This is a genomic window from Halanaerobaculum tunisiense (assembly GCF_054657635.1).
Genome location: NZ_BAAHYI010000018.1, coordinates 1 through 13,821, shown reverse-complemented (window position 1 = coordinate 13,821; position 13,821 = coordinate 1). Strand labels below are relative to the sequence as shown.

Sequence of the window (13,821 nt, the reverse complement as noted above, 5' to 3'; positions counted from 1 at the left end):
TTAATCACTTCCTTCCTGTTTATTATTTATCTTTTCTAAAGCCTTTATTCTCTGATTCATACAAGTTAACATCTCCTGAACAGGATCAGGGAGATTACCATGCTCTAAATCTACTGTCCCATCTGCTACTTTTTCACCATCCCTAACTACAACTCGACCAGGAATTCCTACAACTGTACAATTAGTAGGAACATCTTCTAAAACAACTGCTCCCGCTCCTACTTTAGCATTATCTCCAATCTCAATCGAACCTAATACCCTAGCCCCAGCACTGATCATTACATTATCACCAATAGTTGGGTGGCGCTTACCTGTTTCTTTACCTGTACCCCCTAGGGTGACCCCTTGGTATAAAGTTACATCAGCTCCTATCTCTGCTGTCTCGCCAATTACAACACCCATCCCGTGATCAATAAAGAAACCAGGGCCAATTTTAGCTCCAGGATGAATCTCAATTCCAGTTAAGAAACGACTAACCTGAGAGATGATTCGCGGAATAACAGGTAAACCTAACTTAAATAATCGATGAGCTAATCTATGAGCAAGAATTGCATGTAAGCCAGAATAAGTCAGAACTACCTCTAATAAACTATTAGCTGCTGGATCACGACTAAAAATAACCTCTATATCCTGCTTAATCTGCTTTATAAAAGCAAACATCACTTTCACCTCCTCAGTAAAACCTATAATTAAAAATTATAACTGAGATCAGATATAAACCTAATTAAATCTTATTCCCTAGATCAACACTTCATAACAAATACTGGTTACTCGTTATTGATCACTTGTCACTGAAATTCTAATAACAAAAACGGATCTTCCCACCCCTATTACAGAGGCGAAAAGATCCGCGGTACCACCCTGCTTAGTTATACTAAATCAACTTACTGAGCATAACTCGCTAGTAACTATTAACGCTAGCTAAACGAAATAACCTACTACTTATTTCAGTTATTTAGCTCCAGAAAGCATTCAATTAGCTACTTTTGATAAGACTTACAGCCTTAGGTCTTATTCTCTGGAACAAAAGATAACTAATTTACTTATTCCCTTCCTAGCCTCTAACCTAGATTAAATTAAAGCTAAAGCTTGCTCCAATCTCTTAATTGTTTCTTCTTGACCTAATAGGGCAGCTACATCATATAAAGCTGGACCAGAAGTCTGGCCTGTTAGAGCAATCCGAGTTGGATGGAAGAATAATCTCCCACCCACTGGTAACTCAGCAAGCACTTGATTCATCATATCTCTAACTTCCTGTTTCTTAAAGGAATCAAGTTGCTCAGCTTCTTCCTTTAATGTCTCTAGCACTAAGTCAACATCTTCCTCTTGGAAGGTTGCAATAGCCTCTTCTTGGTCCTCATATTCTAAATCACTAAAGAAGACTGCTACCTCATCAGTAATCTGAGCTACATAATCCAGTGATTCCTGGACAGTAGCTACTAACAATCTAATCCAGTCCTCTGATTTAGCTGTTAAATCATATTCTTCCTCTAAGTAAGGTTTAGCTAAATCAACTAACTGATCCACTTCCAATTCTCTGATATAAACACCATTCATCCAGTCTAACTTTTCTACATCAAAGACAGCAGAGCTATCATTAACTCGCTCTAGAGAAAACTTATCTATAATTTCTTGTTTGCTTAGAATTTCTTCTTCATCACCAGGTGACCAACCTAATAGAGATAAGAAATTAACTAGTGCCTCAGGTAAATAACCTTTTTCGCGGTATTCACTAACATAAACATAAGCTTCTCCACTACGTTTACTTAACTTAGAACGATCTGACCCTAAGATCATTGGTAAGTGAGCAAACTCAGGTGATTCCCAACCGAAAGCGTCATATAATAACTGCTGCTTAGGAGTATTAGACAGATGATCTTCGCCCCGAATAACATGACTAATCTCCATCAAGTGATCATCAACTACTACCGCAAAGTTATAAGTAGGAATCCCATCTGATTTAGCAATTACAAAATCATCAATTACATCACTACTAAAGGAGACAGTACCATGAACTAAATCCTCCACTATAATTTCTTCCTCTTGGAGAGGACTTTTAACTCTAATCACTGGTTCTCTACCTTCAGCTTCTAATTCTTCTCTTTCAGCTGCAGTTAAATCACGACACTTACCAGTATAACGAGGCGGTTGATCATTCTTACGTTGTTCTTCTCTCATTTCCTCTAATTCTTCGGGGGTACAATAGCAACGATAAGCTAAATCCTTATCTAATAGCTCTTGAATATATTCTTCGTAAATATCTAACCGCTCCATCTGACGGTAAGGGCCAAAGTCACCTCCAACATCAGCTCCTTCATCCCAATCTAAACCTAACCATTCCATCTCCTGATGAATTACTTCTTCAAATTCAGCAGTAGAGCGTTCTCTATCAGTATCTTCAATTCTAAGAATAAATGTTCCATCTGTTTTTTTAGCAAATAAATAATTAAATAGTGCAGTTCTGATATTTCCAATATGTATTTGCCCTGTTGGACTAGGAGCAAATCTTACTCTAACCTCACTCATAATATTCCCCTTTCTATCTTCTATTAGCAAGTTATATTATAGACTATTAGCTGATTAAATTCAAATTAGATTGATATAGAGTGGCACTTTCGTGCCACAGTTATCTGCTATCAGTAAATGGTTTTTATTACGGAAGGTCTGTTTTCTAGACCTATACGAAAAGTTTCTGTTGAAACTTGCAGGGATCTTCACGAAGAGTCCAAAGGACTCGTAGGAAGTCAAATTCAAAACCATAAACACAGTTTAGCTCTTAAAAAATAGTAGTTTTAAAGGTTTTGAATTGGCTGATAGCTCATAGCAGATCTTTCGGGTCTCACGACCGCTCCATGATAAATCTGCTGACGACTGTGTCACCACAGGTGACACATTAATTGATCTATACAACATTAACTCCTACAGCTAATTGATCTGGGCCATCAACTAAAGCATGACCAAACTTCCCAAATACCGTAACAGCTATTCTGCCTAGGCCTCTAACAATAGCAACTTTAAATCCCCCACCTAAACCAGGATTCACTAAATTAAGTTGGTTATAGGCATCTTTAACAGCATTAGAGACTGCTATTTTCTCCCGCAGAGTTTCCTCAATTACTCCGCGAGCAATAGCCGCTACAGTAGTGCTTTCTCGTAATTTAATCGGTAAATTTTCAGCATTGGCCCCTGTTTGGGTAATAGCTACCTGATAACCATAACCTCTGATTTTATCCAACCAATAATCCTCGTATTCTCTACTACGAGTCATAGCTAGATAAATAGCGGAACTCTCCGGTGATAACTTCTCTACCTTTTCTTCCTTGACATAACCAGAGACAATATCTTCTGCTGTAACAATCCCCGCTAATTGATCATTAGTATCCAAGACAGGAACCCCACCAATTTGATGGTCAGATAAAATCTGAGCTGCCTTCTGAATAGGTTCATTACTATATATAGTAATCAAATCTGTCTCCATTAATTCCTGGACAACAGTACTTAAATCATGATGTTGGACTAAATCTCCATCAGTAATAATCCCTAGTAACTCTGGCCCATCCATGACCAACAACCGACCAATATTATTAACATCCATTAGTCGTTCTGCTTCCTCAACAGTTGTCTCAGGAGTAACAGTTACAACTTCTTCAGTCATTATTTTATCTACTAACATTAATTGCTGCCTCCTTGCTAAAAATTATTTAAACTAACTATTGCTTGACTAGCAATTCCTTCCTGGCGTCCTACAAAACCTAATCCTTCTGTAGTTGTAGCTTTAATATTTATTCTAGTATTATCAACTTCCAATACCTGAGCCAACTTATCTTCCATCTGAGTCAGATAAGGAGCTAATTTAGGTTGTTCGGCCTTAATTACTACATCTAAGTTATTAACCTGATAATCCTGATCAGCTACTATTCTAACTACTTCCTCTAGTAATAATAAACTAGAAATACCTTTATACTGGGGATCAGTAGCAGGAAAGTGACGACCAATATCTCCTGCTCCGATAGCCCCTAATAAAGCATCCATAATTGCATGTAACACAACATCAGCATCTGAATGTCCTACTAAACCCAATTGATAATCTATCTGTACCCCAGCTAGTACCAACTCTTCCTCTGGCTCTAGAGCATGAACATCAGAACCGATTCCTACTCTCATGATTGCTTCCTTGCTAAAATCTTTTCCGCAAATTCTAGATCCTCAGGTGTAGTAACTTTTAGGTTCTCATAAGAACCACGGACTACCTTAACTTGTTTATCCAACCGTTCTACTAGACTAGAACTATCAGTACCCACTACTCCATCAGCAATAGCTTGCTCATAAGCTTCTAGAACTAGATCATAAGTAAAAGCCTGAGGAGTCTGAACAGCAACCAATCGAGATCGATCAGGAGTATTAACTACCATTTCATCTTGGACAACCTTGATTGTATTCTTCACTGCCACCCCTGCTAACACAGCTTGGTACTCAGTAACCTCTGTAATTATATTCCCTATTAATTCTGTTGTCAATAACGGACGCGCTCCATCATGGATTAACACAAAATTACTATCTGCACTAACTGCTTGTAATCCATTATAAACCGACTCCTGTCTAGTAGCACCGCCAGTTACCACCTGATTAACTTTACTTAAATTATATTTATCAATTACCTCTGTCTGACAATAATTAATTTCTTCTTCCTGACCTACTACTATTATCTCGTCTACTAAATCAACTGCTTGGAACTTACTAATTGTATGAGCTAAAATAGGCTTTTCCTTTAATAATAAAAATTGTTTATTAGTTTCAACTCTCATCCGCTTACCTTGACCAGCAGCAGGAATAACAACACTTATTTTCATCGCTAACGCCTCCAATAGTAAATAAAATCCCCACTATAAAGCTTGTTCAGCACTAAATTTAGGCTTAGCAAAAATCATTCTTCCAGCAGCAGTCTGGAGTACACTAGTCACTAACACTTCTAACTGCTCTCCAATATGGTCTTTTCCTTCATCAACTACTACCATTGTACCATCATCTAAATAACCGACACCTTGTCCAGGTTCTTCTCCATCTTTAATAATCTTAACTTCCATTTCTTCTCCAGGCAATACAACCGGCTTAACTGCATTAGCTAATCTATTTATATTTAATACTGGAACCCCTTGTAATTCGGCTACCTTATTTAAATTATAATCATTAGTAATTACCTTACCATCTAACACTTGGGCTAATTTAACTAATTTACTATCTACTTCCTCAATCTCCTCAAAGTCATAATCATAAATTTGGACTGGAATATCTATCTCATTCTGCATCTTCTTCAGAATATCCAATCCTCGGCGACCTCGATTCCGTTTTAGTAAGTTTGATGAATCAGCAATATGCTGTAATTCTTCTAGCACAAATCCAGGTACTATTAAAACTCCTTCTATAAAATCAGTTTGGCAAATATCAGCTATTCTACCATCAATAATCACACTAGTATCTAATATCTTATAACTAACTTCTTCTTCATCAGTTTCTTTTGTTACTAACTTATTATTAGACTGAAATAAATCTCCTACCAGTTCTTCTCGCTTTTGGATCCCTAAATTCCAACCTAAATAACCTAATCCACCATTAATTAGTAGCTGGATTATTAATCCAAAGTGAGGAATAGAAGATAGAGAAAAAGCCATCACTAACAATATTCCTAACCCTAAACCAATCACTAACCCTACAATACCTGCTAAAATATCCTTCCCCGGTACTGCAGCTAATTGATCACGAAACTTACAAAATATCTTCTTCAACTGCTTAAATATAATAGGTAAAATTATAAATCCTACTAGTCCACCACCTACTAGACCATACACTAGATTATTAGTAATTATACTTCCTAATTCCCAGCTTAATTCTTCAGCTAATCCTAGTTCAACAACTGTTTGATAACCTAGTAACATACCTACTAATAAAAAAATAAACTGCCCTACTTTATTCCTCATTAGTCTCACCTCCTTTACATTTTTTTAATTGACTAATGATAAAACGTCAGGCTGACTTGACCCTGACGTTATTCCTCTTCAGGAAAGTCCTGTTCAGCAAAGATTGATTCAATTTTTTCTTCCACTTCCTCCTGGGTCTTATCTTCAGCTAGCACTAACTCACTAACTAAAATTTGTCGTGAATTACTCAACATCTTCTTTTCTCCTGTCGATAAACCTTTAACAATATCCCGAATAGTCAAGTTTCTAACTACTTCAGCTACTTCAAATATATCTCCTGTTTTAATTTTTTCTGAATTAGCTCTATAACGTCTATTCCAGTTTTGCGACATCTCACTTTGATCCCCTGCTAAAACTTGATAGACCTTAGGTACTATTTCTTCATCTATTATATTTCTTAATCCAACTTCCTGAACATTATCTCTAGGAATCATTACTTTCATTTCTCCAATAGGTAATTCCATAATATAATAACGCTTAGTTTCACCTAAAATTTCTTTTTCTTCTACATCAATAATAGTTCCTGCCCCGTGATTAGGATAAACAATTTCATCTCCAATTTCAAACATTAATTTACCCTCCATTCAATACATAATTATATTTCAAAATTATACCATATGATTCGTTTAATGTCAATATATATATTACATGTGCCGATCCAATAAAACCTGATCACGTAATCTTTTCAGACCTTCTTTAATAGCTTGTGCTCTTACCTCTCCTACACCATCCACATCATTTAACTCTTCAATAGAAGCATTTAAAATTTCTTGAAAACTGCCAAAAGAAGCAACTAAATTTTTAATTACTCTCATTGGCAAACGCGGAATCTTCCGTAGTAATCTATAACCCCGGGGTGAAATAGACAAGTCTAAAGCATTCATATTTCCTCCATAGCCTAAATACTTACTTATTGTAGATAAGCTTAATAGTTCATCAGAAGAACAAGAGGAAATCTTAGTAAAAACAACTTCTAAATCATCAATTTCTTCTTCAGGATCCTCTACATCTTCCTCTTCTTCATCTTGAGCTTGGTAGTCTTTGATAATTAATAATCCTTCCTCTTTAACATTGGAGACTAGCTCTTCTAACTGCATTTTAATCAACCGTCCTTCACTACCTAACTCAATAATATATCGCTCAATCTCTCGTTGGATCCGCAGTACCATTTCTGTTCGCTGTAAAACAGTAGCTACATCAGAAATTGTAACTAAATCCTCAAACTCCAAAGCACTTAAATTAGTCAATGATTGATCCAAAACTTTTCTGTACTTTTCTAAAGTTTGAGTCGCTTGATTTGCCTTAGCTAAAATAACTCTAATATCTTCTAATACATATTTACTATCATTTTTATATAAGGTAATTACATCACGACGTTGCGAGATAGATATTACTAATTCGCCAATTTGTTTAGCAATCCGCTCAGCTGTACGATGCCTAGTTCCTGTCTCCACTGAAGATATAGAAGGATCTGGTACTAACTGAGTATTAGCACATAAAATTTGTTCTGCATTCTCACTAAGAACAATCGCCCCATCCATTTTAGCTAATTCATATAATCTAGTAGGGGTCATCTCAGCATTAATATTAAACCCACCATCAACTGTACCTAATACTTCTTCACTATCACCAACTACAATTAAGGCTCCTGTCTTAGCGCGCAAGATATTCTCTAATCCTTCTCTAAAAGAAGTTCCCGGAGCAATTAACTTTAAGGTTTCAGAGAATTCCTGATAAAGGTCAGACATTTATTCACCTCCTATAAGATAAGATCTAAGGCTTCTTCTACATTACTAGCTCCATTGATAGTTACTCCCTCTACTGATGACGATAAATTTTGCGCATTACTATCCGGAATAATAAACTCACTAAATCCTAATTTATTAGCTTCTGTGATTCTTTTCTTGATCTGATTGATAGCTCTAATTTCTCCTGATAATCCTACTTCCCCTACTACAGCTAAATTATCCCGTAAAGATAAATCTCTAAAACTAGAAACAATAGCCAGCATCACACCCAAATCAAGAGCAGGTTCTTCAACCTGAAATCCACCAGCAATATTAATATATACATCTTGATTCTGCAAGTGCAAACCTAATCTTTTTTCTAATACAGCTAAAAGTAAAGAGACTCGTTTATGATCAATTCCAGTAGTCATCCGGCTAGGAGTACCAAAATTAGCTGAAGAAACTAAAGCTTGTAACTCAATCAAAATTGGTCTGCTACCTTCTAAACAAGGAATGATTACCGAACCTGAAACATCAGTTGGACGCTCGGAAATAAAAGCTTGGGAAGGATTTAATACTTCTACTAAACCACTTTGCTTCATCTCAAAAATCCCTACTTCATTAGTCGAACCAAATCTATTCTTAACTGCTCTTAACAGTCTATAATTACGATGCTGGTCACCTTCAAAATACAATACAGTATCCACCATATGCTCTAAAACTTTAGGGCCAGCAATAGTCCCTTGTTTAGTCACATGACCGACTACAAAAATAGGAATTCCTTGTCCTTTACCTAACTTCCTTAACCTATTAGTGGCTTCTCTAACTTGACTAACACTTCCCGGAGCGGAATCCAAGTTAGGATTATGTACTGTCTGGATGGAATCAATAACTACTAAATCAGGCTCCAATTCCTGGACACTATTAGTTACAGTTAAGATATTAGTTTCCGCTAATATATACAGACTAGAACCGATTGTTTCTAAGCGGTTAGCCCGTAATCTAACCTGTCTGGTTGATTCTTCACCAGTTATATATAATACTTTATCATATTCTTCACTTAAACTATAAGCAGCCTGTAATAATAAAGTCGATTTTCCTATCCCAGGGTCTCCCCCAAGTAAAATTAATGATCCAGGTACAATTCCCCCACCTAGCACTCTATCCAATTCTCCAAAGCCAGTCTTTAGTCTATCCTCTACTCTAGTCTTAATCTGAGAAATTTTTTTAGCTTCTCCACTAGTAGTTACTCGTTCTTCTTTTTTTTCTTCCTTAGGGTTAATAATCTTTTCCTCTAGTGTATTCCAACTTTGGCAATTAGAACATTGTCCACTCCATTTTAAAGCTTGATAGCCACATTCTTGACAAATATATCTTTTCTTTTGTTTGGGCATACAATCACCTAATTATATCTAAAATGTTAAATTATATTATAACATTTATTTATTCATTTTACAAATTAGTAGTAATTATTACTATACAAAAAAGCAGGGCTTAAACCCTGCTTCCACTAAATAGCTATGCCTGACTAAAAGTTAATTCATTATCTACAGCATCAACTTTAATTGTATCTCCAGCCGTGAAGTCTTCAGCTAATAATTTTTCTGATAAAGGATTCTCCACTAATTTTCTAATTGCTCTTCTTAGTGGTCGGGCTCCAAATTCTTTATCATATCCTTCTTCAACAATGACTTCTTGGGCTGCTTCAGTTACCTCAAGCTCCATTTCCTGTTCAGTGATTCTGTCTTCTAAATCTTCTAGCATTAAATCTACTATTTGAGTGATTTCCTCTTCTGATAAAGCATGGAAGACAATAATTTCATCTAATCGATTTAAAAACTCTGGTCGAAAAGTATCCTTTAGTTTTCCTTTGACCTTATCCTTCATATCTTGGTATTCCCTATCTTCATCCAAGTCAGTCTTAAATCCAACGCCTTCGGAAGAATTCTGGATTAGATTAGCTCCTACATTAGAAGTCATGATAATAACTGTATTTCTAAAATCAACTGTTCTCCCCTGAACATCAGTTAATTGTCCATCCTCTAAAACTTGTAATAACATATTAAAAACTTCTGGATGAGCTTTTTCAATCTCATCTAATAAGATTACTGAATAAGGACGGCGTCTTACCTTTTCGGTTAGCTGCCCTCCTTCTTCGTGTCCTACATATCCGGGAGGCGCTCCTACTAATCTAGAAACAGTATGTTTTTCCATATACTCGGACATATCAATCCGCACCATAGCTTCTTCATCATCAAACATCGATTCAGCTAGCGTTCTAGCTAATTCTGTCTTACCTACCCCAGTTGGCCCTAAGAAGATAAAAGAACCAATTGGTCGTTTAGGGTCCTTAAGACCTGCTCTAGCTCTTCTAATTGCTTGCGCAACTGATTCAACAGCCTCGTTCTGACCTACAATTCGATCATGTAATTCATCCTCTAAGCCCAGCAAACGTTGCGATTCTTCTTGGGCCAACTTAGTAACTGGAATACCAGTCCAGTCAGAAACAATCTCAGCAATACTTTCTTTAGTAATAACTGTTTCATTCATGCCCTTTTCATTTTTCCATTCCGTCTTTATTGTCTCCAACTCATCTTTGATCTCCTGTTCTCTATCTCTTAAATTAGCTGCTTCTTCAAACTCCTGGGCTTCAATAGCTGCTTCCTTTTCCTGCTCTACTTTTTCTAGTTCTTTACTTAACTCTTTAACTTCATTAGGAGCAGTATTTTTTTGCAATCTAGCTTGAGACCCTGCCTCATCAACTAAATCAATTGCTTTATCAGGTAAAAATCGATCATTAATATAGCGATGAGATAACTCAGCAGCAGCAGAAATAGCTTCATCTGTAATCTTTACCTTATGATGGGCTTCATAGACATCTCGTAACCCCTCTAAAATCTTGATTGTATTCTCTGTAGTTGGCTCCTCTACTAAAATAGACTGGAATCTACGCTCTAAAGCTGCATCTTCTTCAATATGTTTTCGATACTCATCTAGAGTAGTCGCTCCAATCGTCTGTAACTCTCCCCGAGCTAAAGCAGGTTTTAAGATATTAGCAGCATCAATAGCACCTTCAGCTCCACCAGCTCCTACTAAATTATGGAGTTCATCAATAAATAAAATAACATTCCCTGATTCTCTGACTTCTCTCATCATAGCTTTTAAACGTTTTTCGAATTCACCTCTATACTTCGATCCAGCTAACATTGAACTCAAATCTAAGGCTAAAATCTTTTTATCTGCTAACTGTTCTGGTACTTCTCCATCAGCAATTCGCTGAGCTAATCCTTCAGCAATAGCTGTCTTACCTACTCCTGGCTCTCCTATCAACACGGGATTATTTTTCTTTCTTCTACTTAGTATCTGAATAACTCGCTTTATCTCCTGCTCCCGACCAATGACAGGATCTAATTTACCTTCTTCAGCTAATTCAGTTAAGTCCCGACTAAACTGTTCTAGTTTATCATTATTAGATCTTTTACCTCTACCAAATTTATTATATTTGCCGGATTTTTTAGAACCTCCTAACATATTAATCACCTGCTTTTTAATCTTAGTAAAGTCCATTCCTTCTTCTTTAAGTATCCGAGCAGCAACTCCTTCCCCTTCTTTAAGTAATCCTAATAACAAGTGTTCAGTTCCTACATAATTATGACCTAATCTCCTTGCTTCTTCTAAAGATAAATTTAGTACTTTTTTAGTTCTAGGAGTAAAAGAAAGTTTATTAACCTGAATGCCTCCTTGAGGCTCACCAATAATTTCTGTAACCTTATTTCTTAAATCATCTATTTCCAATCCATTTTCCTGTAGTGTTTTAGCAGCAACTCCTTCTTCTTCTTTAAGTAATCCGAGCAATAAATGCTCAGTTCCTACATAATTATGGCCTAACCTTTGCGCTTCTTGTTGAGAGAGAGACATTACTTTTTTAGCTCGTTCAGTAAATCTACCAAATAACATCCTTATTCCCCCCTTAATTTATTTCTAATCAGCTCAGCTCTAGTTGCATCATAATCTGTTATTTCTTCTGCCCCTGTGATATCTTGTAAAGTAGCAGGTCGAATTACAATCATTAATTGAGTCAACAAAGTAGGATCTATATCATCTAGTATTCCTAAATCGACTCCTAATCTTACATTAGAGATCAAATCCAATGCTTCCTTGATAGAAATACTATAAGCATGCTTTAAAGTTCCATAAGCCCGAGATACCATATCCTTGAGATTAATCTCTTCCTCTTGTAAAAGTATTTTACGAGCATTTTTTTCTTTATCAATAATCTGTTGGGTAACTTCCAACAAATTAGAGATTATATCATCTTCTGATTGACCTAAAGTTACTTGGTTAGAAATTTGATATAAATTACCTATTGTATCCGTTCCTTCTCCATACAAGCCTCGCACTGCCAAACCTAACTTTGAAATTGCCCCTATTAAATTCTTAACCCTATCTAAGATACTTAACGCAGGTAAATGAACCATGACTGAAGCTCTTAAACCAGTTCCTACATTAGTAGGACAAGCCGTTAGATAACCATATTGTTCATCAAAAGCAATATCTAAGTTCTTTTCTAAATAATCATCTAGCTCTTCAGCTATATTCCATCCATCATCTAACTCCAATCCTGGCAGTAGCACTTGAAGTCTAATATGGTCTTCTTCATTGACCATTAAACTAATAGTCTCGTCTGCAGACAGTGCTACTAATTTATGTTGGCCATTATGAGCCTGTTCAGGACTAATCAAATGTCGTTCGACTAACATATTTCTTTTATTTTTTGGCATAGTAGCTAAAGAAAGTAACTTTAAGTCAAACTGATTATTATCTTTTACCAAATCACTTACCTTATTGACTATTGAATCCAATTCTTCCTTACTAGCTTGAGCAGTAAAAGGTGTATCAGCTAAATTTCGAGCTAACCTAATTCTACTACTAACAACTATATCAGATTCGTTACCTGACTGTTCCATCCAATAGCTAACAAACTGATCATCCATTTTACCCCTCCTAGTCTTCCAATTCACTTTCTAACTTTTTAATTTCGTCTCTTATATCAGCAGCCCGTTCAAATTCTTCCTGTTCTACAACTCGATCCATTTCTTCTCTTAGATTTTTAATTTTTCTCTTAATTCTAACCTTTTCTCCAGCTCGCTTAGGAATCTTACCAGTATGTTTAGTGCTACTATGAATCCGTCTAATAACCTTACTTAACTTCTCTCGAAAAGAATCATAACAACTACTACATCCTAACCTTCCCTTCCGAGCAAATTCTCTATAACGTAAGCCACATACATCACACTTAAAATCTGTCTGGCCTAAATCTATTTTAGGTTGTGAATTTAATTTATTATTTAATAAACCAGATAAAAAGTTATCAAAAGAGAAATCAAAATCCAATTCTCCTGCTTCTTGTGCACACTCTTGACATAAATATAATTCTTTCTTTTCTCCATTAATAATCTTAGTCACATGTAATTTAGCTTCCTGATCTTGACACTCTTGACAAAGCATATTACTCCTCCTTTCTGATCAATGACTTTAAGATTCCTTTTAGTAGTCTAGCTCTAACTAAATCACGTTGCTTAACATTCAATTTTAATGTTCTCCTGTGCAGAATTGTTTTAAATAAGTTTTTTTCGTAAGAGCTTATCAAGTTAGTCTCATCTAGTTTATCAATTATATTAAAGGCCGTCTGTTGGTTGATCTTATCTCCTATTTGTTTATAGACATGATTAATTAAGTCTTTTTGAGAATTTAACTTTACTTTAGTAATCTTAATATAACCATTTCCACCTCGTTGACTATCTATTACATATCCTTTTTCCTGAGTAAATCTAGTATCTAAAACATAGTTTATCTGTGAGGGAGCACAGTCAAAATTTTGTGCCAAATTACTCCGACAGACTTTAATAACTGAATGATCAGCTAATAACTTTCTTAGATAATCTTCAATCTTATCAGATAAACTACTCATATATCTCTCTCCTCTATTATTTGATCATCTCTGACTTTGACTATATTTTACTATAATTTAAGATAAATTTCAACCCTATAATAATATCGATTACATATATTTCAAACTAAACTCCTATTTTATTATTTATCATTAATTAAAAAATATA

The 13,821-nt window shown here is 35.6% G+C and carries 13 protein-coding genes and 1 other annotated feature; all 13 genes read right to left on the bottom strand.

Going from position 1 to position 13,821, the window contains the following annotated elements:
* The 13 genes from cysE to ACYQ3D_RS12195 all read right to left on the bottom strand — a co-directional run bounded on the left by cysE (window position 1) and on the right by ACYQ3D_RS12195 (window position 13,673).
* Window positions 1-660 carry a serine O-acetyltransferase gene (gene cysE, locus ACYQ3D_RS12255; RefSeq protein WP_459838692.1) on the bottom strand — a complete coding sequence of 220 codons (660 nt, stop codon included), beginning with the start codon at window positions 658-660 and terminating at the stop codon, window positions 1-3.
* A gap of 171 nt (window positions 661-831) precedes the next feature.
* Window positions 832-1,065, bottom strand: a binding site (T-box leader).
* 6 nt (window positions 1,066-1,071) lie between these two features.
* Window positions 1,072-2,526, bottom strand: coding sequence for a glutamate--tRNA ligase (gene gltX, locus ACYQ3D_RS12250; RefSeq protein WP_459838689.1), 1,455 nt, complete (start codon window positions 2,524-2,526; stop codon window positions 1,072-1,074).
* 376 nt (window positions 2,527-2,902) lie between these two features.
* Window positions 2,903-3,673 (bottom strand): HutP family protein, encoded by a 771-nt coding sequence (locus tag ACYQ3D_RS12245; protein WP_459838687.1) that lies wholly within the window; start codon window positions 3,671-3,673, stop codon window positions 2,903-2,905.
* Between the two features lie 17 nt (window positions 3,674-3,690).
* A complete protein-coding gene (ispF, locus tag ACYQ3D_RS12240) occupies window positions 3,691-4,164 on the bottom strand; it encodes a 2-C-methyl-D-erythritol 2,4-cyclodiphosphate synthase (protein WP_459838685.1) in 474 nt (157 codons plus the stop codon).
* Window positions 4,161-4,850: a 2-C-methyl-D-erythritol 4-phosphate cytidylyltransferase gene (gene ispD, locus ACYQ3D_RS12235; protein WP_459838683.1), complete on the bottom strand. Its 690-nt coding sequence runs from the start codon at window positions 4,848-4,850 to the stop codon at window positions 4,161-4,163. Before ispD ends, ispF begins: the two co-directional genes overlap by 4 nt.
* 33 nt (window positions 4,851-4,883) lie before the next feature.
* Window positions 4,884-5,975 (bottom strand): PIN/TRAM domain-containing protein, encoded by a 1,092-nt coding sequence (locus ACYQ3D_RS12230; protein WP_459838681.1) that lies wholly within the window; start codon window positions 5,973-5,975, stop codon window positions 4,884-4,886.
* A 68-nt stretch (window positions 5,976-6,043) separates the two neighbouring features.
* The gene (locus tag ACYQ3D_RS12225) at window positions 6,044-6,544 is read right to left on the bottom strand and encodes a CarD family transcriptional regulator (protein WP_459838678.1); all 501 of its coding nucleotides are present in this window, start codon (window positions 6,542-6,544) and stop codon (window positions 6,044-6,046) included.
* Between the two features lie 75 nt (window positions 6,545-6,619).
* Window positions 6,620-7,723, bottom strand: coding sequence for a DNA integrity scanning diadenylate cyclase DisA (gene disA, locus ACYQ3D_RS12220; protein ID WP_459838675.1), 1,104 nt, complete (start codon window positions 7,721-7,723; stop codon window positions 6,620-6,622).
* A gap of 11 nt (window positions 7,724-7,734) precedes the next feature.
* Window positions 7,735-9,096, bottom strand: coding sequence for a DNA repair protein RadA (radA, locus tag ACYQ3D_RS12215; protein WP_459838674.1), 1,362 nt, complete (start codon window positions 9,094-9,096; stop codon window positions 7,735-7,737).
* Window positions 9,097-9,220: 124 nt separating this feature from the next.
* Window positions 9,221-11,659, bottom strand: coding sequence for an ATP-dependent Clp protease ATP-binding subunit (locus tag ACYQ3D_RS12210; RefSeq protein ID WP_459838672.1), 2,439 nt, complete (start codon window positions 11,657-11,659; stop codon window positions 9,221-9,223).
* 2 nt (window positions 11,660-11,661) lie between these two features.
* Window positions 11,662-12,696, bottom strand: a complete 1,035-nt coding sequence (locus ACYQ3D_RS12205; RefSeq protein ID WP_459838670.1) for a protein arginine kinase — start codon at window positions 12,694-12,696, stop codon at window positions 11,662-11,664.
* A 10-nt stretch (window positions 12,697-12,706) separates the two neighbouring features.
* Complete coding sequence (locus tag ACYQ3D_RS12200) at window positions 12,707-13,210, bottom strand: UvrB/UvrC motif-containing protein (RefSeq protein ID WP_459838666.1); 504 nt, start codon at window positions 13,208-13,210, stop codon at window positions 12,707-12,709.
* 1 nt (window position 13,211) lies between these two features.
* A complete protein-coding gene (locus ACYQ3D_RS12195; protein WP_459838664.1) occupies window positions 13,212-13,673 on the bottom strand; it encodes a CtsR family transcriptional regulator in 462 nt (153 codons plus the stop codon).
* Between the last annotated feature and the right edge of the window lie 148 nt (window positions 13,674-13,821).

Coding starts and splice junctions, on each gene's coding strand:
- gltX (WP_459838689.1), bottom strand. CDS start 2,526: ATGAGTGAGGTTAGAGTAAGATTTGCTCCTAGTCCAACAGGGCAAATA.
- ACYQ3D_RS12245 (WP_459838687.1), bottom strand. CDS start 3,673: ATGTTAGTAGATAAAATAATGACTGAAGAAGTTGTAACTGTTACTCCT.
- radA (WP_459838674.1), bottom strand. CDS start 9,096: ATGCCCAAACAAAAGAAAAGATATATTTGTCAAGAATGTGGCTATCAA.
- disA (WP_459838675.1), bottom strand. CDS start 7,723: ATGTCTGACCTTTATCAGGAATTCTCTGAAACCTTAAAGTTAATTGCT.
- ACYQ3D_RS12195 (WP_459838664.1), bottom strand. CDS start 13,673: ATGAGTAGTTTATCTGATAAGATTGAAGATTATCTAAGAAAGTTATTA.
- ACYQ3D_RS12225 (WP_459838678.1), bottom strand. CDS start 6,544: ATGTTTGAAATTGGAGATGAAATTGTTTATCCTAATCACGGGGCAGGA.
- ispD (WP_459838683.1), bottom strand. CDS start 4,850: ATGAAAATAAGTGTTGTTATTCCTGCTGCTGGTCAAGGTAAGCGGATG.
- ACYQ3D_RS12230 (WP_459838681.1), bottom strand. CDS start 5,975: ATGAGGAATAAAGTAGGGCAGTTTATTTTTTTATTAGTAGGTATGTTA.
- ACYQ3D_RS12200 (WP_459838666.1), bottom strand. CDS start 13,210: ATGCTTTGTCAAGAGTGTCAAGATCAGGAAGCTAAATTACATGTGACT.
- cysE (WP_459838692.1), bottom strand. CDS start 660: ATGTTTGCTTTTATAAAGCAGATTAAGCAGGATATAGAGGTTATTTTT.
- ACYQ3D_RS12210 (WP_459838672.1), bottom strand. CDS start 11,659: ATGTTATTTGGTAGATTTACTGAACGAGCTAAAAAAGTAATGTCTCTC.
- ACYQ3D_RS12205 (WP_459838670.1), bottom strand. CDS start 12,696: ATGGATGATCAGTTTGTTAGCTATTGGATGGAACAGTCAGGTAACGAA.
- ispF (WP_459838685.1), bottom strand. CDS start 4,164: ATGAGAGTAGGAATCGGTTCTGATGTTCATGCTCTAGAGCCAGAGGAA.